Here is a 20,339-nt window from a genome sequence, read left to right on the forward strand (position 1 = left end):
CTGCCAACGGAGGCCGCGCCACCGCCCGCCGAGTGAGGAATGGCCGTAATGCCAGAGTTTGCGTACTCCGATCTGCTCCCGCTGGGAGAGGACACCACGCCCTACCGCCTGGTGACCGCCGAGGGTGTCTCCACCTTCGAGGCCGACGGCCGTACGTTCCTCAAGGTCGAGCCGGAGGCGCTGCGCAAGCTCGCCGAAGAGGCGATCCACGACATCCAGCACTACCTGCGCCCCGCGCACCTGGCGCAGCTGCGCAAGATCATCGACGACCCGGAGGCGTCGAGCAACGACAAGTTCGTCGCGCTCGACCTCCTCAAGAACGCGAACATCGCCGCCGCCGGCGTCCTGCCCATGTGCCAGGACACGGGTACGGCCATCGTCATGGGCAAGCGCGGGCAGAACGTCCTCACCGAGGGCGAGGACGAGAAGGCCCTCTCGCGCGGCGTCTACGACGCGTACAAGAACCTGAACCTGCGCTACTCGCAGATGGCTCCGCTCACCATGTGGGAGGAGAAGAACACCGGCTCCAACCTCCCCGCCCAGATCGAGCTGTACGCGACGGACGGCGGCGCGTACAAGTTCCTGTTCATGGCGAAGGGCGGCGGCTCGGCCAACAAGTCGTTCCTCTACCAGGAGACGAAGGCGGTCCTCAACGAGGCCTCCATGATGAAGTTCCTGGAGGAGAAGATCCGCTCCCTGGGCACCGCCGCGTGCCCGCCGTACCACCTCGCCATCGTCGTCGGCGGCACCTCCGCCGAGTACGCGCTGAAGACCGCGAAGTACGCCTCCGCGCACTACCTCGACGAGCTGCCGGAAGAGGGCTCCATCCTCGGGCACGGCTTCCGCGACAAGGAGCTGGAGGAGAAGGTCTTCGAGCTGACGCAGAAGATCGGCATCGGCGCGCAGTTCGGCGGCAAGTACTTCTGCCACGACGTGCGCGTGGTGCGCCTGCCCCGGCACGGCGCGTCCTGCCCGGTCGCCATCGCCGTCTCCTGCTCGGCCGACCGCCAGGCCGTCGCCAAGATCACGGCCGAGGGCGTCTTCCTGGAGCAGCTGGAGACCGACCCGGCGCGCTTCCTGCCGGACACCACCGAGGACCACCTGGACGAGGGCGACGTCGTCAAGATCGACCTCAACCAGCCGATGGACGACATCCTCGCCGAGCTGGCCAAGTACCCGGTCAAGACCCGGCTCTCGCTGACCGGCCCGCTGGTCGTGGCGCGCGACATCGCGCACGCCAAGATCAAGGAGCGGCTGGACGCGGGCGAGGAGATGCCGCAGTACCTGAAGGACCACCCGGTGTACTACGCCGGTCCGGCCAAGACCCCCGAGGGGTACGCCTCCGGTTCCTTCGGCCCGACGACGGCCGGCCGCATGGACTCGTACGTGGAGCAGTTCCAGGCGGCGGGCGGCTCCAAGGTCATGCTGGCCAAGGGCAACCGCTCGAAGCAGGTCACGGACGCGTGCCACGCGCACGGCGGCTTCTACCTGGGCTCCATCGGCGGCCCGGCGGCGCGCCTCGCGCAGGACTGCATCAAGAAGGTCGAGGTCGTCGAGTACGAGGAGCTCGGCATGGAGGCGGTCTGGAAGATCGAGGTCGAGGACTTCCCGGCGTTCATCGTGGTGGACGACAAGGGCAACGACTTCTTCCAGGACCCGGCCCCGGCGCCGACGTTCACGTCGATCCCGGTGCGCGGTCCGGGCCTGGCGTAACCCCCGGATCCCGTACGGGCCCGGTCACCTCGCGGTGGCCGGGCCCGTCCGCGTCCGCAGCGGTTACACGAACCGCTGCTTCGCCGAGCCGTCGCACGGCTGGAGCCTCAGCGGGTCCTTCGCCGCGCCCAGGGTGAGGCACAGCGAGGGGGCCGCCGCCGGGCGCAGGGTGGCGTCCTGGCGGACGAACTGCTGGTTGGCCGCGCCGGAGCAGTTCCACAGGATCAGGGCCTTGCCGGCGGTGTACGCGGCGCCGGGGACGTCCAGGCAGCGGTCGTGCGTGAGCTCCGTGCGCAGGGACTTGCGCGCGCTGTCGTACCACCAGTTCTGGTTGCGGCCGCCGTGGCAGTCCCAGCCGCCGACCGCGGTGCCGTTGCGGGTGACGGAGGCGTTGACGTCGACGCAGGTGCCGGTGGCCTCGTTGCGCAGTGGCTTGAACTTGTCGTCCCAGGCGCCCGGGATCAGCTCCGGCCTGCCCGTGGAGGCCGGGTCGGCGCAGCTCGCCTCCCGTACGCCCGCGCCCGCCTGGTAGAGCTGCGTGAGGCAGGAGGCGAAGGCGGCGTGGCCGGCGGCGTTGGGGTGGAAGGACTGGCGGACGGAGTTCTCGTCCGGCAGGCCAGGCTTGGAGAGGTCGATGTAGAGCCCGCGCGCCCAGGCGCTGTCCATGCAGACCTCGTGGCCGTGGAAGAGCCGGGAGTTGTCGAGGTAGACGGCTCCGGTGTTCGCCGCGGCGCGCCGCATGCCGCGTTCGAAGGCGGGGACGGCGGTGTTGCGGCCCCAGACGGTGTCGGAGTCGTAGCCGAGACCACCGCAGGCGATCTTGGTGCTGAAGTTCGGGTTGTCGTAGAAGTCGGGGCCGATGGGGCTGGGGTAGCCCATCGCCACGAGCTTGTAGTCGCCGTCGGCATACCCGGCGTCGCGCATCACGGTGCGCAGGTCGCGGAGGGTCTGCTCGACCTTGGGGACGAGGCCGTCCACGCGGGCCTGCCAGCCGGGCGCGTACTTGGGCTCGCAGGGGCCCTGGAGGGTGAGGTAGCGGACGACGCAGTCGGTCATCACGGGGCCGAACTGGAGGTCGTCGTTGGCGCCGGCCACCAGCAGCACCATCTTGATGCGGGTGTTGCGCGCCTTGATGGCGAGGCTGTCGCTCTGGACCAGTTCGTCGGCGTACTGCTTGCTGCCGCCGATGCGGATGTTGGCGGTGGACGCGCCGGAGCACGAGACGTTGTACGTGACGTCGGCGGGGATGCCGGTGCGGTGGATGGCCGCCTCGGGCGAGCGGTGGCACCAGTTGTCGGGTCCGTTGGTGGGCGGTTCGTACGTACCGACGCCCTCGCCGGATATCTCGCTGTCGCCGAGCGAGATGAGCCCGGTCTTGCGCTCGGCGAGCGGGCGTTCCTCGGGGCTTCCGTACAGCGCGGTGGCCTCGGCCGCGCGGATCCGTTCCAGTTCGGGCGGAAGGGGTACGGATGCGGTGGTACGAGGGGCTTGTGCCGTGGCGTTCGCGGGTGACGTGGCGGCCGTCATCCCGGCGAGCGCGGCGGCGAGCGCGGCCACGGCCGCGACGGGCCCTCGCACCCGGTGACTGGTGCGCGTCATTGCGCCTCCTGGAAGTGGGGTTACCCACGGTTTTTACTGGCCGGTACGCACCTTGGGAATACGCGGAACAAGACAAGTGCTCAACTTTCGCAGGAGGCTGACGACATGACGGATGCGCCGGAGTACCGGATCGAGCACGACTCCATGGGAGAGGTGCGGGTCCCCGCCCACGCCAAGTGGCGGGCCCAGACCCAGCGGGCGGTGGAGAACTTCCCCATCTCCGGCCAGCGCCTGGAGCGCGCCCACATCGAGGCCCTGGCCCGCATCAAGGCCGCCGCGGCCAAGGTCAACGCCGAGCTCGGGGTCCTGGACAAGGAGATCGCGGACGCCATCCAGGAGGCGGCCGCCGAGGTCGCCGAGGGCCGCTGGGACGAGCACTTCCCGGTCGACGTCTTCCAGACCGGCTCCGGGACCTCCTCCAACATGAACACCAACGAGGTGCTCGCGACCCTCGCCGGGGAGCGGCTCGGCGCGAGACTCGGCCGCCCGGACGCCGTCCACCCCAACGACCACGTCAACGCCTCGCAGTCGTCCAACGACGTCTTCCCCTCCTCCATTCACATCGCGGCCACCGCCGCCGTCACCAAGGACCTCGTCCCGGCCCTGGAGCACCTCGCCGCCGCCCTGGAGCGGAAATCGGCCGAGTTCGCCGACGTCGTCAAGTCCGGCCGTACGCACCTGATGGACGCGACGCCCGTGACGCTCGGTCAGGAGTTCGGCGGCTACGCGGCCCAGGTGCGGTACGGCGTGGAGCGGCTGCGCGCCTCGCTCCCCCGCCTCGCCGAGCTGCCGCTGGGCGGCACGGCGGTCGGCACCGGCATCAACACCCCGCCCGGCTTCTCCGCCGCCGTCATCGCCGAGGTCGCCCGCGCCACCGGGCTGCCGCTGACCGAGGCGCGCGACCACTTCGAGGCGCAGGGCGCGCGCGACGGGCTGGTGGAGACGTCCGGTCAGCTCCGTACCATCGCCGTGTCCCTCACGAAGATCGCCAACGACCTGCGGTGGATGGCGTCCGGGCCGCGCACGGGCCTGGCCGAGATCAACCTCCCCGACCTCCAGCCCGGCTCGTCGATCATGCCGGGCAAGGTCAACCCGGTCATCCCCGAGGCCGTGCTGATGGTCGCCGCGCAGGTGACCGGCAACGACGCGACGGTGGCGGTGGCCGGAGCCGCCGGGAACTTCGAGCTGAACGTCATGCTCCCCGTCATCGCCAAGAACCTGCTGGAGTCCATCCGGCTGCTCGCCAACGCCTCCCGCCTCCTCGCCGACCGCACGGTCGACGGCATCACCGCCAACCGCGAGCGGGCGCGCGAGTACGCCGAGTCCTCGCCGTCCGTCGTCACCCCGCTCAACAAGTACATCGGGTACGAGGAGGCCGCGAAGGTCGCCAAGAAGTCGCTGGCCGAGCGGAAGACCATCCGCGAGGTCGTCCTCGAGTCGGGCTACGTGGAGCGCGGGGACCTGACGCTCCAGCAGCTCGACGAGGCCCTCGACGTCCTGCGTATGACCCGCCCCTGACCTGCGGGTTCGTACGCCGCCGACCTCGCTCGCGGTGATCCGCGCCGCAGCGGGGCCGGGGAGGGGGGTCCTAATATCTGCACATGACAGCCGAGACGACGGGACGACGCGGGGCGGGAGCGGGTGCGGACGGGCGCTGGGCGCCCGGTACGCGGATTCTGTGGCGGTACCGGGACAACGGCGGCGACGGCGTCCACATCTGCCGGCCCGTGACCGTCGTCCAGGACACCGACGACCTCCTCGCCGTCTGGATGGCGCCCGGCACCGAGTGCGTCAAACCCGTGCTCGCCGACGGCACTCCCGTGCACGAGGAGCCGCTCGCCACCCGCTACACCGCGCCGCGCACCACCACGCGCACCCGGTGGGCGGGCAGCGGCGTGCTGAAGCTGGCGCGCCCGGAGGAGCCGTGGTCGGTGTGGCTGTTCTGGGAGCACGGCTGGCAGTTCCGCAGCTGGTACGTCAACTTGGAGGAGCCCCGTCTGCGCTGGTCCGGCGGTGTCGACTCCGTCGACCACTTCCTGGACATCTCGGTCTATCCGGACCGTACGTGGCTGTGGCGTGACGAGGACGAGTTCGCGCAGGCGCAGCGCAGCGGGCTGATGGGCCCCGCGCAGGCGCGGCGGGTGCGGGAGGCGGGCCGGGCGGCGGTCGAGGTGATCCGGGCCTGGGGCACGCCGTTCGCGGACGGCTGGGAGGACTGGCGGCCCGATCCGCGCTGGACGGTTCCGGAACTGCCCGCGGACTGGGATCGCAGCCCGGCGCAGACGGCTCCGTGAGACCCTTGATGCGCCCCTGGGGGTCAAACGTAGGATCGTCCTCCGCAAGGCCGCGTGTCCGTAACGACTGAGCACCGAGCAGGACCTGACCGTAAGTCATCCATGAGGGGGTGGAGCGTGCCTGATCTGCGCACGGATCCCCCGCCCCTTGTCAACGCCGCCCTCAGAGCGGGTATAGCGCCTGACAGAGCGATTGCATCGCCCAACCGGCCCGGATGGACGGAATCCCACGCGTGACGGAGCATCCCACGTCCCATGACGGCAGGCAGCCGCTCGCTGCCCGCCCGCAGGAGCGCACCCGGACGCGGCAGGAGGCGCCCCCGGCGGCGCCCGCCGCGCCCGCGGCGCCCCCCGCAGGCGCGGATGCCGGTGCGCGGCGCGACCACGCGCCGGTGGCCGCGGCGGCGGGCGCCGCGGTGCCCGGGTGCCGGTGCGGGCACGGCTCCGACGACGTACAGGCGGCGAGAGCCGCGGCGGCCCCGTCCGGGCAGGGGCACGACAGCGGTGACGGTGGCGGTGGCGGGAACGGCCGACGGACGGGCGCGGCGCCCGCCGGTGGGCGCGGGGACGGAGGCGGCGGCGTGGTCGCGGCGGCAGGAGGGCTCGGCGGGCTCGGGGGCGTCCCCGCGCAGACGGGGCACGGGCACGGGCCGGACGGCCACGAACCGGCGGGCCACCAGGCGGTGGGGCGCGAGCCGGCCGGTGGTGTGCGCGACCCCGCCGGTGGTGTGCGCGAGACCGCCGCCCACGAGCCCGTCGGCACCGCGCGGCGCGAGGGCGACCGGCTGCGGTTCGTCGGGGCCGCCACGCGGCGCATCGCGCGCGGCATAGACCTCGACGAGATCGTGCTGGGCCTGTGCCGGGCGACCGTGCCCACGTTCTCGGACGCGATCCTCGTGTACCTCCGCGACCCGCTGCCCGTCGGGGACGAGCGGCCCGTCGACCCGTTCGTGCTGCGGCTGCGCCGCACCGACCGGCTGCGTTTAACGGACGACGACTCCGAGTTCGCGCTGGCGATCGCCTCGGACACCGACCTCGACCTCGGGCCGGCCGCCGAGCTGTGCGAGGTGCGCCCGGGCGGCGCGCTCGCCGAGGTCCTGCGCGGTGTGCGGCCCGTCTTCGGGGACTCCGCCGCCGCGCGCGCCGCGCTGCCCGAGCTGCTCGGCGACGGCCGTTCCGTGCCGTCCGGCCACCGCGCGATCCTCGCGCCGCTGCGCGGGCGGCGCCGGGTCATCGGCGCGGCGGTCTTCCTGCGCCGCCCGGACCGGCACGCCTTCGATCCGAACGACCTGCTGGTGGCGGCGCAGCTGGCCACGCACACCGCGCTCGGCATCGACAAGGCGGTGCTGTACGGGCGCGAGGCGTACATCGCGGACGAGCTCCAGCGCACCATGCTGCCGGAGAACCTGCCGCAGCCGACGGGCGTGAAGCTCGCCTCCCGCTACCTGCCGGCCGCGGAGACGGCCCGGGTCGGCGGTGACTGGTACGACGCGATCCCGCTGCCCGGCAGCCGGGTCGCCCTGGTCGTCGGCGACGTGATGGGCCACTCCATGACGTCCGCGGCCATCATGGGCCAGCTGAGGACCACCGCGCAGACCCTCGCCGGGCTCGACCTGCCGCCGCAGGAGGTGCTGCACCACCTCGACGAGCAGGCCCAGCGGCTCGGCGAGAACCGCATGGCGACCTGCCTGTACGCGGTGTACGACCCGGTCGCGCACCGGATCACCATCGCCAACGCCGGCCACCCGCCGCCGGTGCTGCTCCACCTCGGCGGGCGGGCGGAGGTGCTGCGGGTCCCGCCGGGCGCGCCCATCGGCGTCGGCGGCGTGGACTTCGAGGCGGTCGAGCTGGACGCCCCGGCCGGGGCGACGCTGCTGCTCTACACCGACGGCCTGGTCGAGTCGCGGCTGCGCGACGTCTGGACGGGGATAGAGCAGCTGCGGGAGCGGCTCGCCGCCACCGCCCAGCTGACCGGCCCCGACCACCCGCCGCCGCTGGAGGCGCTCTGCGACGACGTGCTCGACATGCTCGGGCCCGGCGACCGGGACGACGACATCGCGCTGCTCGCCGCCCGCTTCGACGGGATCGCGCCGAGCGACGTCGCCTACTGGTTCCTGGAGCCGGAGGACGCGGCGCCCGGACGGGCGCGCCGCCTTGCGCGGCGGGCGCTGGCCCGCTGGGACCTGGAGGAGCTGTCGGACAGCGTGGAGCTGCTGGTCAGCGAGGTGGTCACCAACGCGGTGCGGTACGCGGAGCGGCCGGTGACGCTGCGGCTGCTGCGGACGGACGTGCTGCGCTGCGAGGTCGGTGACGACTCTCCGCAGCTGCCGCGCCAGCGGCGGGCGCGCGACACCGACGAGGGCGGCCGCGGGCTGTTCCTGGTGAACCGGCTGGCCCGGCGGTGGGGCGCGACGCGCCTGTCGACGGGCAAGGTGGTGTGGTTCGAGCTGCCCACCCGCGTGTGACGGTGCGCAGGTGACGGTACGACGAAGGCCGGGCCCCTCGCGTGGAGGGGCCCGGCCTTCGTCGGCTCACGGGCCGTACGTCACGGCCTGGGCGGCTTGATGTCGCCCGGCTTCGCCGGTTCGTCGACGTCCCCGCCCGGGTCGCCGTCGTCACCGCCGGTCGCGCCGTCGGTCGGCCCGCCGGTCGGCACGCCGGGCGTCGTCGGCGTACGCGTCGGCGTCGGCTCGTCCGCCGGTTCGCTGGGCTCCTCGGTCGGGGTCGAGGTCTCGCTCGGCTCGTCCGCGGGCTCGGACGCGTCGTCGGTGGGCTCCTCGGTCGGCGTGGGGCTCTGCGTCGGCGTGTTCGTCGGCTGCGGCTCGGAGACGACGGTGTCGGCGGCCTCCAGGTCGAAGCGGGCGTCGGAGCCGCCGCCGAGGGCGCCGGTGGTGTACTCGCGCCAGATCTTGGCGGGAACGCCACCGCCGTTGGCGCGGCCCGGGTTGATGGTGTCGGTCAGCGTGACCTGCCCCGTACCGTCGGGCTTCTCGCCGAAGAGGCCGACCGCCGTGACCAGTTCGGGCGTGTAGCCGACGAACCACGCCGAGCGGTTGTTCTCCGACGTGCCGGTCTTGCCGGCCGCCTGGTAGTTCCCGGCCGCGTTCACGCCGGAGCCGCTGGAGACGACGCCGGTCAGCGCCTTGGTGACGGTGTCGGCGGCCTCGCGGCTCAGCACCCGCTCGCCGATCGCGTCGACGGGCTCGACCTTGCGGTCCTTGTGCTCGGCGGACTGCACGATCGTCGGGGTGACCTTCTCGCCGTGGTGGGCGAAGGTGGCGTACACGCCCGCCATGTCCCAGGGGGAGGCGCCCATGGTGCCCAGCGACATCGCCGGCTGCTCCCCGAAGCCTTCGCCGTCCTTCAAGCCGAGGTCCAGCGCGGTCTTCTTCACCTTCTTGGGGCCCACGTCCACGATCATCTGGGCGTAGACGGAGTTGATCGAGCTGTTGGTGGCCCTCTGCACGGTGACGGGTCCGTAGCTCTGGTTGTTGAGGTTCTCGGGCGCGAACGGCGTGTCGCTGCCCTCCACGGGCCGCTTGCTGGTGCCGTCGTAGACGGTGCCGAGGCCTATCTTCCGGCCGTCCTGGGTCGTCGCGCCGTTGTCCAGGGCGGAGGCGAGGACGACCGGCTTGAAGGTCGAGGCGGGCTGGTAGTCGCGGCGGGTGGCGTTCGACATCCAGTGCTCGGTGGCGCCGATGCCGCCGTAGAGGGCCACGACCTTGCCGGTCTTCGGGTCGACGGAGGTGGCGCCGGCCTGGACGGTGGCGTCGGCTTTGTCGCCCTTGCGGTCGAGCTTCTCCTCCAGCTGGTGGTCGACCGCGGCGACGAGCTCCTTCTGGCGCTTCTCGTCGATGCTCAGCGTGATGGACCAGCCGCCGGCCTTCAGCTGCGCCTCGGGGATGCCCTGGCGCATGAGCTCCTGGTTGGCGGCCTCGACGAGGTAGCCGTTCGTGCCCTCCGCGCCGGGCGCGGCCTTCGGCTTGCCCGGCACGGGGAACTCCTGCTTCGCCCGCTCGGCCTGGGAGAGCCAGCCCTCCTCGACCATGTTGTCCAGGACGTAGTTCCAGCGCTCGGTGACGAGCTTGCGGCCGGTGGCGTTGGCGGAGGTCCAGTCGTACTGGCTGGGCGCCTGGAGGACGGCGGCGAGGTACGCGCCCTGGGCGACGTTCAGCCTGCTCGCGTCGACGCCGTAGTACGCCTGGGCCGCGGCCTGGACGCCGTACGCGTTGCGGCCGTAGTAGCTGGTGTTCATGTACCCGGCCAGGATCTCGTTCTTGTCGAGCCGCTGGTCGACCTTGAGGGAGATCACCATTTCCTTGAGCTTGCGGCTGACCGTCGGGTCCTGGGTGAGGTAGTAGTTCTTGACGTACTGCTGGGTGATGGTGGAGCCACCCTGCTTGCCCTTGCCCGTGATGGTGTTGAGCACGCCGCGCGCGGTGCCCTTGATGTCGACGCCGGAGTCCTCGAAGAAGGTCTTGTTCTCGGCGGCGACGAAGGCGTACCGGACGTCCTTGGGGATCTTGTCGAGGCCGACGATCTCGCGGTTGACCTCGCCGGTGCGGGCGAAGATCTTGCCGTTGCTGAACTTGTAGACGTTGCTCTGCTTGGTCGCCATGGCGTTGGCGTCGGGGACGGGCACGAGCAGGTAGAGGACGTAGAAGGCGCCCATCACGAGCAGGCAGAAGCCGAAGAAGGTGCCCAGCAGCTTCTTCCAGGTGAAGAAGCGGCGTATGCCCCCGCCCTCGCTCTTCGTCCCGCGGGCTTTCGCTTGGCCCATCGCTTCGTCGCTCCGCTCTTCGTCGACCAGATCAGCAGCTCAGCAAACTAACACCGGGAGAACCGGCAAACCTCAACGGATCACGCCTTTTCGGGACGTGAGAATCAGCACCCGTGTCAATGGAACCGACTCCTGAGGATGCCGAACGGTTGCGATCACCGTTAAAGTGATATCAGTTTGCTAGACCACACGAACGGGGGACACCCATGTCCGACACCACACCGACGCCCGACGCGCCGGACACGCCCGAGGTCCCGGAGATGCCCGAGCCGAGCGTCCGGGAGTTCGCCGCGCACAGCATCGGCGGCGGCCTCGCGCTGCTCCTCGGCCTGGTCGGCCTGGCGGCCGGCGTCTGCCTGGTGGTCGCCGGCGCGGCCATCGGCTCGACCGGCGCGAAGGTGGCGTTGGTCCTCACCGGCGTCGCGGTCGGGATCGCGGCGTTCCTCGCCATGTGCGGGCTGAACATGGTGGCGCCCGGCGAGGCCCGGGTGGTGCAGCTCTTCGGGCGCTACCGCGGCACGATCCGCGACGACGGGCTGCGCTGGGTCAACCCGTTCACCTCCCGCCAGAAGATCTCCACGCGGGTGCGCAACCACGAGACGGCGGTCCTCAAGGTCAACGACGCGTACGGCAACCCGATCGAGCTCGCCGCGGTCGTGGTGTGGAAGGTCGAGGACACGGCGCAGGCGACGTTCGAGGTGGACGACTTCCTGGAGTTCGTCTCCACGCAGACGGAGGCGGCGGTACGGCACATCGCGATCGAGTACCCGTACGACGCCCACGACGAGGACGGCCTGTCGCTGCGTGGCAACGCGGAGGAGATCACCGAGAAGCTCGCCGCCGAGCTGCAGGCTCGCGTGCAGGCCGCGGGCGTGCACATCATCGAGTCCCGCTTCACCCACCTGGCGTACGCTCCGGAGATCGCCTCCGCGATGCTCCAGCGCCAGCAGGCGGGCGCCGTGGTGGCGGCGCGCCGGCAGATCGTGGACGGCGCGGTCGGCATGGTCGAGGCGGCGCTGGACCGCCTGGAGGAGCGGGACATCGTGGAGCTCGACCCGGAACGGAAGGCGGCGATGGTGTCGAACCTGATGGTGGTGCTGTGCGGTGACCGTGCGGCCCAGCCGGTGCTGAACACGGGCACGCTCTACCAGTGACCGAGCGCTCGCAGCGCAAGCAGGTGCTGCTCCGCCTGGACCCGGTGGTGCACGAGGCGCTGGCGCGCTGGGCGGCGGACGAGCTGCGCAGCGCCAACGCCCAGATCGAGTTCCTGCTCCGCAAGGCCCTCGCGGAAGCGGGCCGCCTCCCGGCCGCCCCGGGCCCGCTCCCGCGCCGGGGCCGGCCGCCGAAGGCGGCGAGGCCGCAGCAGCAGCCACCGGGGGAGCGGCCGGAGGAGCGGGCCTAGGCTCCCCCCTCCGGCGGGAGTATCCGCACCGGCAGGTCCGCCATCGCCTCGCGCAGCGCGCCCGCCAGCTCCTCGAACTCGGCTTGGCGCGCCGCGCCCGTACGCATCGCCAGGGCCACCCGCCGCGACGGCGCCGGGGCGGCGAACCGGCCGGTCAGCAGCCGCTCGTTGCGGCCGGTCTCGACCGTGACCGCCGTCCGCGGCAGCAGCGTCACGCCGAGGCCGCCCGCGACGAGCTGCACCAGCGTGGAGAGGCCCGCGGCGGTGGTGGTGACGGCGGCGCCGTCCTGGCGGCCGGCCTCACGGCAGATGTCCAGCGCCTGGTCGCGCAGGCAGTGCCCCTCGTCCAGGAGCAGCAGCCGCAGCTCGCGCAGCGCCTCGCGCGGGATGTCGTCGCGGCCGCCCAGCTCGTGCCCCTCGGGCGTGACGAGCACGAAGTCCTCGTCGAACAGCGGTAGTTCGGTGACCCCCGGCACGCCCAGCGGCACCGCGAGCAGCAGCAGGTCGAGCCGCCCCGCCGCCAGGCCCTCCAGCAGCGAGGAGGTCTGCTCCTCGTGGACCTGGAGGTCCAGCTCCGGGTAGCGCTCGTGCACCAGGCGCAGGACCGTGGGCAGCAGGTACGGCGCGACGGTCGGGATCACCCCGAGCCGCAGCACCCCGGTGAAGGGCGCGTGCGCCGCCTCCGCCTCCTCCATCAGCTCACCCACCGTGTCCAGCACGGCCTTGGCCCGTACGGCGAGCCGCTCACCCGCCGGGGACAGCAGCACCTTGCGTGTCGTACGCTCCAGCAGCTGGACACCGAGTGCCTCTTCGAGGGCCGAAACCGCGCCCGAAAGCGCCGGCTGGCTCATGCCGATCGCCGCCGCCGCGTCCCGGAAGTGCAGATGCTCGGCCACCGCCACGAACGCGCGGAGCTGGGCCAGACTGGGCTGCTTACCCTTATATACGGACACCACTGATAACCACCTTCGATCAACACGACCCAGTCTAGCTATTTCACTGATCAATGCACGCCGTGCCATGCTGGGGCTCCGTCCAACCCCCACGGAAGACCCCAAAAGGGACTTCCCCGCTGCAAGGAGAGCGTGTGCTCACTGTCGGTGACCAGTTCCCCACGTACGACCTGACCGCCTGTGTGTCGCTGGAGAGCGGCAAGGAGTTCGCGCAGATCGACCACAAGTCCTACGAGGGCAAGTGGCGCGTGGTGTTCTTCTGGCCGAAGGACTTCACCTTCGTCTGCCCCACCGAGATCGCCGCCTTCGGCAAGCTGAACGACGAGTTCGCCGACCGCGACGCCCAGATCCTCGGTGTCTCGGGCGACTCCGAGTTCGTGCACCACGCCTGGCGCAAGGACCACGCCGACCTGCGTGACCTGCCCTTCCCGATGCTCGCCGACTCGAAGCACGAGCTCATGCGCGACTGCGGCGTCGAGGGCGAGGACGGCTTCGCGCAGCGTGCCGTCTTCATCGTCGACCCGAACAACGAGATCCAGTTCTGCATGGTGACCGCCGGCTCCGTCGGCCGTAACCCCAAGGAGGTCCTGCGGGTGCTGGACGCCCTGCAGACCGACGAGCTGTGCCCCTGCAACTGGACCAAGGGCGAGGACACCCTCGACCCGGTCAAGCTGCTCTCCGGCGAGTGACGAAAGCGACCCTGACATGGCTCTCGACGAACTGAAGTCCGCCATACCGGACTACGCCAAGGACCTGAAGCTGAACCTCGGCTCGGTCATCGGCAACAGCGAGCTCCCCCAGCAGCAGCTGTGGGGCACGGTCCTCGCCTGCGCGATCGCCTCGCGCTCGCCGAAGGTCCTGCGCGAGCTGGAGCCGGAGGCCAAGGCGAACCTCTCGCCCGAGGCGTACCAGGCCGCCAAGTCCGCCGCCGCGATCATGGCGATGAACAACGTCTTCTACCGCACGCGCCACCTGCTCTCCGACCCGGAGTACGGCACGATGCGCGCCGGTCTGCGGATGAACGTCATCGGCAACCCGGGTGTGGAGAAGGTCGACTTCGAACTGTGGTCGCTCGCCGTCTCCGCCATCAACGGCTGCGGCATGTGCCTCGACTCGCACGAGCAGGTGCTGCGCAAGGCCGGCGTGGAGCGCGACACGATCCAGGAGGCGTTCAAGATCGCCTCGGTGATCCAGGCGGTCGGCGCGACGCTCGACGCCGAGGCCGTCCTCGCGGAGTAGTCAGCCGTACGCGTACGAAGGGGCCCACCGACCCGCAGGTCGGTGGGCCCCTTCTCGTACCGCTACTCCCCCGGCGCCACCCGCGGCTCCCCCGGCGGCGCGTGCCGCAGGGCCTGCTCGTAGCTGAACGCCCGCAGGTAGCCGACGACCGTGTTGGTGACCGCGACCAGCGGGACCGCGACCACCGCGCCGCCGATGCCGGCGATCAGGCCGCCCGCCGCGACGGTGAGGACCACCGCGAGCGGGTGGACCCGCACCGCCCGGCCCAGGATGAACGGCTGGAGGACGTGGCCCTCGATCTGCTGGACGGCGAGCACCACGACCAGCACCATCAGCGCGGTGAAGACGCCCTGGGTGACCAGGCCGACGATCACCGCGAGGGCACCGGAGATCACCGCACCCACCAGCGGGATGAAGGCGAAGAGGAAGATGAGCACGCCGAGCGGAACGGCCAGCGGCACATCGAGGAAGTAGATGCCGAGCCCGATGAAGACGGCGTCGATGAGGGCCACGATCAGCGTGCCGCGTACGTACGCGGTGAGGGTGCGCCAGGCCCGCGGACCGGCGCCCGCGACGCCCGGACGTGCCTGCGCCGGTACGAGCTTGAGCACCCAGCTCCAGACCTTCTTCCCGTCGTACAGCAGGAAGAGCGTCGAGAACATCGTCAGCAGGATGCCGGTGATCACCTCGACCAGCACGGTCACGCCCTGGAGGCCGGCGGTGGTGATCTCCTCGGTGTTGGTGCCGATGGTGTCGCTGAGGTTCTTGGCGATGTCGTTGATCTGCTGCTCGGTGACGTGGAAGGGGCTGTTCAGCAGCCAGCGCTTCAGCTCGTCGATACCGTCCCGGAGGCGGTCGGAGATGTCGCCGAGGTTGTCCAGCACCTGCCAGACGACGAACCAGCCGACCAGGCCCATGATGATGAAGCCCGTGATGGCCGTGACGGCGGTGGCCACGCCGCGCGGCAGGCCCCAGCGCGTCAGCCGGGCCACGGTGGGCTGCAGCAGCGCGGTGATCAGCAGGGCGGCGACGAAGGCGAGCACCACCAGCTGGACGTTGCTGATGGCCTTCATCAGCAGCCAGAGGGCGCCCGCGAGGACGAGCAGCCGCCAGCCGGCCTCGGCCGCGACACGGATGCCCCAGGGGATGGCGTCGACGGGGTCGGGGCGGGCGGCGACGGCGGGGGCGTACGCGGGCGGGGCCGGAACGCTGCCGGGTGCCGGAGCACCGCCGTTCTCGCCGGTCGCGCCGGAGCCGCCGGCACCACCCGAGCCGCCGGCCCCCGCACCGCCGGCCGCGCCCGGGAAGCCGGGGCCGCCCGGACCGGCGGGCACACCGGGCACGGCCGGCGCATCGGGCGCACCGGCCTCGCTCTCGGCTCGGCGGCGCTCCTCCAAGCGCCGCCCCATCCGGCTCAGTCCGGCACCGAGCCGGCCCAGCCACCCTGGCACTTTCGACATGATCTTCTCTCTTCCCCCCACCGCTCCCCCGGGAGTACGGGCTCCACGACGGTACACGCACGGAGCCCCTCACCGTAGGACGGTGAGGGGCTCCGCGGAGTCGAGCCGGGTGGCGGCCCAGTACCAGGGGGTGGCCTAGTACCAGTGGTTGGCCTAGTACCAGTGGTTGGCCTGCCAGAAGCTCCACGCGCCGCACGGGCTGCCGTAGCGGTCGTTCATGTAGTTCAGGCCCCACTTGATCTGGGTGGCCGGGTTGGTCTGCCAGTCGGCACCGGCGGACGCCATCTTGGAGCCCGGGAGCGCCTGGACGAGGCCGTACGCGCCCGACGAGGGGTTCGTCGCGCGGTAGTTCCAGTCGGACTCGTGGTCCACGATGTTGCTGAAGCACTGGAACTGGTCGCCCGGGATCATCTGACGGGCCATCGCCTGGACCTCGGCGACGCTGTACGACGACTGGGTCGCGAAGCTGGTGGCCGAGCGCACCTCGTCGCGGCTGGCGCGCTCCTGCTGCTCCTTGGCCTCGCGCTCCTCCCGCTCCTTGCGCTCCTTCTCGGCCTTCTCCTCGGCGGCTTCCTTCTTCGCCTGGGCGTCCTTGGCGGCCTGGAGGCGGGCGGCCTCCTCGGCGGACTTCTGGGCGGCGGAGTCGGCGGCGGCGGCCTGGGCCTCGGCCTGCTGCGTCAGCGACGAGACCTGTACCTGGGCCTGCTGGCCGACGGGGATGTCCGCAAGGAGCGTCGCGTCGGCGGCAGCGGCCTCGAAGTTGTTCTCCGAGGGCTGGGCGTTGCCCGAGGCAACACCGACGACGGCGCCGACAGTGGTGACCGCGGTGGCCGACGCCACCGCGAATCCCCGGACCGAGATCCGGCTCACACGGTTTCCTTCCAGCATCGCCCGCTTAGGTGACCTCGCGGGCGAAAATCGTGCCCCTGGCGCTGGTCCCCCCACTGCTGGGTCACGGGGGACACGGGCCCGGTGGGCAACTCCCTTGCGGGAGCGCCGCGTGGTGCTCGGGCGGCATACGGCGAACAGGTCTTGAGTTGTTACAGGTGTGCCGTATGCGGGGCCTGACGGAAGCAAGACTCTGCCCGACCGCGACACCGCAAGGCAATTATTCGTTGCGTGGGAAAGCTCACACGCCCTTTCCGGCAGGAGTTTTGCGGAAGGGGGCGCGCGACACGACGCCGCCCGGCTAAGCTCTCGCGCTTTGCCGGGCGGCGCCAACTGCCGGGTCTCATTACGGGCGTTCGCGGATCAAATCGCCCCGTCCTCCAGCATTTCGGTCACGAGCGCGGCGATCTGCGAGCGCTCCGAGCGGGTCAGGGTCACGTGCGCGAAGAGCGGATGGCCCTTCAGTTTCTCGACGACGGCGACGACTCCGTCGTACCGGCCGACCCGCAGATTGTCGCGCTGGGCCACGTCGTGCGTGAGGACGACCCGGGAATTCGACCCGATACGGGACAACACGGTCAGCAGGACGTTGCGTTCGAGCGACTGGGCCTCGTCCACGATGACGAACGCGTCGTGGAGGGAGCGCCCGCGGATGTGGGTGAGCGGCAGGACCTCCAGCATGCCGCGGCTGAGGATCTCCTCGATGACCTCCTTGCCCGCGACCGCCGACAGCGTGTCGAAGACCGCCTGCGCCCAGGGGCCCATCTTCTCCGCCTCGGTGCCCGGCAGATAGCCGAGCTCCTGGCCGCCGACGGCGTACAGCGGCCGGAAGACCATCACCTTCTGGTGCTGCCGCCGCTCCAGGACCGCCTCCAGGCCGGCGCACAGGGCGAGCGCCGACTTGCCCGTGCCGGCCCGGCCGCCCATCGAGACGATGCCGACGTCCGGGTCGAGGAGCAGGTCGAGCGCGATGCGCTGCTCAGCGCTGCGGCCCCGGATGCCGAACGCCTCGCGGTCGCCGCGCACCAGGCGCACGTTTCCGTCGGGCGCGATGCGGCCGAGCGCCTTGCCTCGCTCCGACGACAGGACGAGACCGGTGTGCACCGGCAGCCCGACCGCTTCGGGGACGTACAGCGACTCCTCGGTGAACAGGAGGTCGATCTGGTCCGCCGAGAGGGGCAGTTCCGACATTCCGGTCCAGCCCGAGTCGGTGATGGCGAGCTCGGCGCGGTACTCCTCGGCGAGCAGGCCGACCGACGACGCCTTGATGCGCAGCGGCAGGTCCTTGGAGACGACCGTGACGTCGTACCCCTCGGCCTGGAGGTTGCGGGCGACGGCGAGGATCCGCGAGTCGTTGTCCCCGAGGCGGTAGCCGGCCGGGAGGACGGCGGGGTCCGAGTGGTTGAGCTCCACACGCAGGGTCCCGCCGAGCTCGCCGATGGGCAGCGGGGCGTCGAGGCGGCCGTACCGGACCCGCATGTCGTCCAGCAGGCGCAGCGCCTGCCGGGCGAAGTAGCCGAGCTCCGGGTGGTGCCTCTTGGCCTCCAGCTCCGTGACCACGACGACGGGGAGCACGACCTCGTGCTCGTCGAAACGGGCCATGGCACCGGGGTCGGCCAGCAGGACGCTGGTGTCGAGGACGTAGGTGCGCCTGTCGTTGAGGCGGCGCTTTGTGCTGGTCACCACGGTAGGACGGACCCCCTCTGATAGAGGTGCATGAGGTCGGGGTGCGACGGCGGCGGCGACGGCGGTTTCGGCGACGGCGGCGGCGTCGCGGGAGATGGAGCCGGGCTCCGGCCACCTTGCGCGGGCCGAGCTCCGGCCCTCCGCGTCGTCCGTACACGGGGTGCACGGTCGTCCTGGTGCAAAGGGCCTCCCGGGCGAGCGGGCTTGAGTGCCGCTCACTCTGGGAGGGGTATTCCCGTACTACCGCAGGTCCATGCCATGGCATATGACGACGCGTCGGTGAACGGGGAGTGTCCTGGGGGCGGGGTGTCGGTGCCGTGGTGCGGCGGTGGCGTCAGGTGCCGTAGCGCCGGTGGCGGGCGGCGTAGTCGCGCAGGGCACGCAGGAAGTCGACCTTGCGGAAGGCCGGCCAGTGGACCTCGCAGAAGTAGTACTCGGAGTGGGCGCTCTGCCAGAGCATGAAGCCCGACAGGCGCTGCTCGCCGCTGGTGCGGATCACCAGGTCCGGGTCGGGCTGGCCGCGGGTGTAGAGGTGCTCCGAGATGTGCTCGACGTCGACGATCTCGGCGAGCTCCTCGAAGCTCGTGCCCTTCTCCGCGTGTTCCAACAGCAGCGAGCGGACCGCGTCCGCGATCTCCTGGCGGCCGCCGTAGCCCACGGCGACGTTCACGAGTATGCCCGTGTGGTCGCGGGTCTTCTCCTCGGCCTCCTTCAGGACGGCCTGGGTCCGCGCGGGCAGCAGGTCGAGCGTGCCGACGTGGTGGACGCGCCAGCGGCCGTCGGCGGCGAGGTCGCGCACGGCGTTCTCGATGATGCCGAGCAGCGGGACCAGCTGCTCCTCGGGCCGGTTGAGGTTGTCGGTGGACAGCATCCACAGGGTGACGACCTCGACGTCCGTCTCGGCGCACCAGCCGAGCAGCTCCTGGATCTTGCTCGCGCCGGCCTTGTGACCCTGCTCCGGGGTGCCGCCGGACGCCTTCGCCCACCGCCGGTTCCCGTCGAGGATGACGCCGATGTGCTTCGGCACCTGGGCGTGGTCGAGGCGGCCCTCGACCCGGCGTGCGTAAAGCCTGTACACCAGGTCGCGCAAGTTCACCGATCTCACCTCTCGATTTGCGTGCGGGCCCGCAGCGGCGTCGGCCCAGGGGGATCGATTCCGGCTCACCGCCGCCGTCCCCGAGGCCGCCACATTACTGCGCGGGGGTCACGGCGGCCCAACCCGGCCTGTCACAGGTCCGTGATAAGGAGAGAGACGTGACTGATACCGCCGCATACCGACCCGCCGCCGACCGCTACGACTCCATGGAGTACCGCCGCACCGGCCGCAGCGGCCTGAAGCTGCCCGCCGTTTCGCTGGGCCTGTGGCACAACTTCGGCGACGACCGTACGCTCGCCTCGCAGCGCGCGATCCTGCGCCGCGCCTTCGACCTCGGTGTGACCCACTTCGACCTGGCGAACAACTACGGGCCGCCGCCCGGCTCCGCCGAGCTGAACTTCGGCAAGATCTTCGCCCAGGACTTCGCGCCGTACCGTGACGAGATCGTCGTCTCGACCAAGGCCGGGTATCTGATGCACCCCGGCCCGTACGGCGAGTGGGGCTCCCGCAAGTACCTGCTGTCCTCGCTCGACGCGTCGCTGCAGCGGATGGGCCTCGACTACGTCGACATCTTCTACTCCCACCGCTTCGACAAGGACACCCCGCTCGAGGAGACCATGGGCGCCCTGGCCTCCGCCGTGCAGCAGGGCAAGGCGCTGTACGTCGGCGTCTCCTCGTACAGCAGCGAGCAGACCGCCGAGGCGGCCCGGCTGCTGCGGGAGATGGGCGTTCCGGCGCTGATCCACCAGCCGTCGTACTCGATGATCAACCGTTGGACCGAGGAGGACGCCCTCCTCGACACCCTGGAGGAGGCGGGCATGGGCTGCATCGCCTTCGCGCCGCTCGCCCAGGGCCTGCTCACCGACAAGTACCTCACGGGCATCCCGGAGGGTTCGCGGGCCACGCAGGGCAAGTCCCTCGACCCGAACCTCCTCTCCGACGAGGTCGTCCGCCGGCTCCGCGGCCTGGACGACATCGCCCGCCGCCGCGGCCAGTCGCTCGCGCAGCTGGCGCTGACCTGGGTGCTGCGCGACGAGCGGATGACGTCGGCGCTGATCGGCGCGTCCAGCGTGACGCAGCTGGAGCAGAACATCGCGGCGCTGGGCGGGGCGCCGCTCACCGAGGAGGAGCTGAAGGAGATCGACTCGTACGCGGTCGACACCGCCGGCACCAACATCTGGGCGGCGCGCGGCTGACCGGAGGCCCAGGTCGGCGCGGGAACGAAAAAC

The 20,339-nt window shown here is 71.2% G+C and carries 16 protein-coding genes; 9 read left to right on the plus strand and 7 right to left on the minus strand.

The annotated features are described in order from the left end of the window. The first annotated feature begins 48 nt into the window (after nt 1-48). Nucleotides 49-1,713: a fumarate hydratase gene (locus tag AC07FJ_RS12405; protein WP_479048047.1), complete on the plus strand. Its 1,665-nt coding sequence runs from the start codon at nt 49-51 to the stop codon at nt 1,711-1,713. A 63-nt stretch (nt 1,714-1,776) separates the two neighbouring features. Here AC07FJ_RS12405 and AC07FJ_RS12410 read toward each other — a convergent pair whose 3' ends face one another. Beyond that, nucleotides 1,777-3,312 carry a ricin-type beta-trefoil lectin domain protein gene (locus AC07FJ_RS12410; protein WP_479048049.1) on the minus strand — a complete coding sequence of 512 codons (1,536 nt, stop codon included), beginning with the start codon at nt 3,310-3,312 and terminating at the stop codon, nt 1,777-1,779. A 105-nt stretch (nt 3,313-3,417) separates the two neighbouring features. Here AC07FJ_RS12410 and AC07FJ_RS12415 point away from each other — a divergent pair, with 105 nt between their 5' ends. The 3 genes from AC07FJ_RS12415 to AC07FJ_RS12425 all read left to right on the plus strand — a co-directional run bounded on the left by AC07FJ_RS12415 (nt 3,418) and on the right by AC07FJ_RS12425 (nt 8,071). Then, on the plus strand, nt 3,418-4,830 hold the full coding sequence (locus tag AC07FJ_RS12415; protein WP_479048051.1) for a class II fumarate hydratase: 1,413 nt from the start codon (nt 3,418-3,420) through the stop codon (nt 4,828-4,830). 83 nt (nt 4,831-4,913) lie between these two features. Continuing rightward, on the plus strand, nt 4,914-5,606 hold the full coding sequence (gene fomD / locus AC07FJ_RS12420) for a cytidylyl-2-hydroxypropylphosphonate hydrolase (RefSeq protein WP_479048052.1): 693 nt from the start codon (nt 4,914-4,916) through the stop codon (nt 5,604-5,606). 707 nt (nt 5,607-6,313) lie between these two features. Further along, on the plus strand, nt 6,314-8,071 hold the full coding sequence (locus AC07FJ_RS12425; RefSeq protein ID WP_479048347.1) for a SpoIIE family protein phosphatase: 1,758 nt from the start codon (nt 6,314-6,316) through the stop codon (nt 8,069-8,071). Nucleotides 8,072-8,151: 80 nt separating this feature from the next. Here the strand turns inward: AC07FJ_RS12425 and AC07FJ_RS12430 are convergent, their stop codons facing one another. Next, nucleotides 8,152-10,386 carry a transglycosylase domain-containing protein gene (locus tag AC07FJ_RS12430; RefSeq protein ID WP_479048055.1) on the minus strand — a complete coding sequence of 745 codons (2,235 nt, stop codon included), beginning with the start codon at nt 10,384-10,386 and terminating at the stop codon, nt 8,152-8,154. Nucleotides 10,387-10,592: 206 nt separating this feature from the next. Here AC07FJ_RS12430 and AC07FJ_RS12435 point away from each other — a divergent pair, with 206 nt between their 5' ends. Next, nucleotides 10,593-11,540, plus strand: a complete 948-nt coding sequence (locus AC07FJ_RS12435) for an SPFH domain-containing protein (RefSeq protein WP_479048057.1) — start codon at nt 10,593-10,595, stop codon at nt 11,538-11,540. After that, nucleotides 11,537-11,788 carry a type II toxin-antitoxin system antitoxin gene (locus tag AC07FJ_RS12440; protein WP_479048059.1) on the plus strand — a complete coding sequence of 84 codons (252 nt, stop codon included), beginning with the start codon at nt 11,537-11,539 and terminating at the stop codon, nt 11,786-11,788. The genes AC07FJ_RS12435 and AC07FJ_RS12440 overlap by 4 nt, the downstream gene beginning before the upstream one ends. Here the strand turns inward: AC07FJ_RS12440 and AC07FJ_RS12445 are convergent. Continuing rightward, a complete protein-coding gene (locus AC07FJ_RS12445) occupies nt 11,785-12,741 on the minus strand; it encodes a LysR substrate-binding domain-containing protein (protein ID WP_479048061.1) in 957 nt (318 codons plus the stop codon). The two genes, AC07FJ_RS12440 and AC07FJ_RS12445, sit on opposite strands and share 4 nt — an antisense overlap. A 134-nt stretch (nt 12,742-12,875) precedes the next feature. Here AC07FJ_RS12445 and AC07FJ_RS12450 point away from each other — a divergent pair, with 134 nt between their 5' ends. Both AC07FJ_RS12450 and AC07FJ_RS12455 read left to right on the plus strand, forming a co-directional pair. Next, nucleotides 12,876-13,430 (plus strand): peroxiredoxin, encoded by a 555-nt coding sequence (locus tag AC07FJ_RS12450; protein WP_361427695.1) that lies wholly within the window; start codon nt 12,876-12,878, stop codon nt 13,428-13,430. A 16-nt stretch (nt 13,431-13,446) separates the two neighbouring features. Next, on the plus strand, nt 13,447-13,980 hold the full coding sequence (locus AC07FJ_RS12455; protein WP_355359188.1) for an alkyl hydroperoxide reductase: 534 nt from the start codon (nt 13,447-13,449) through the stop codon (nt 13,978-13,980). Nucleotides 13,981-14,042: 62 nt separating this feature from the next. Here the strand turns inward: AC07FJ_RS12455 and AC07FJ_RS12460 are convergent, their stop codons facing one another. The 4 genes from AC07FJ_RS12460 to AC07FJ_RS12475 form a co-directional block, all read right to left on the minus strand. Next, on the minus strand, nt 14,043-15,440 hold the full coding sequence (locus tag AC07FJ_RS12460) for an AI-2E family transporter (protein WP_479048063.1): 1,398 nt from the start codon (nt 15,438-15,440) through the stop codon (nt 14,043-14,045). Between the two features lie 153 nt (nt 15,441-15,593). Continuing rightward, nucleotides 15,594-16,310 carry an aggregation-promoting factor C-terminal-like domain-containing protein gene (locus tag AC07FJ_RS12465; RefSeq protein ID WP_361427704.1) on the minus strand — a complete coding sequence of 239 codons (717 nt, stop codon included), beginning with the start codon at nt 16,308-16,310 and terminating at the stop codon, nt 15,594-15,596. Nucleotides 16,311-16,691: 381 nt separating this feature from the next. Then, nucleotides 16,692-18,014, minus strand: coding sequence for a PhoH family protein (locus AC07FJ_RS12470; RefSeq protein ID WP_479048067.1), 1,323 nt, complete (start codon nt 18,012-18,014; stop codon nt 16,692-16,694). A 334-nt stretch (nt 18,015-18,348) separates the two neighbouring features. After that, a complete protein-coding gene (locus tag AC07FJ_RS12475) occupies nt 18,349-19,110 on the minus strand; it encodes an isoprenyl transferase (protein ID WP_361427710.1) in 762 nt (253 codons plus the stop codon). Between the two features lie 158 nt (nt 19,111-19,268). Here AC07FJ_RS12475 and mgrA point away from each other — a divergent pair, with 158 nt between their 5' ends. Continuing rightward, nucleotides 19,269-20,306 carry an L-glyceraldehyde 3-phosphate reductase gene (gene mgrA / locus AC07FJ_RS12480; RefSeq protein WP_479048070.1) on the plus strand — a complete coding sequence of 346 codons (1,038 nt, stop codon included), beginning with the start codon at nt 19,269-19,271 and terminating at the stop codon, nt 20,304-20,306. Nucleotides 20,307-20,339: the final 33 nt, after the last annotated feature.

The organism is Streptomyces sp. NPDC045998, assembly GCF_056430285.1.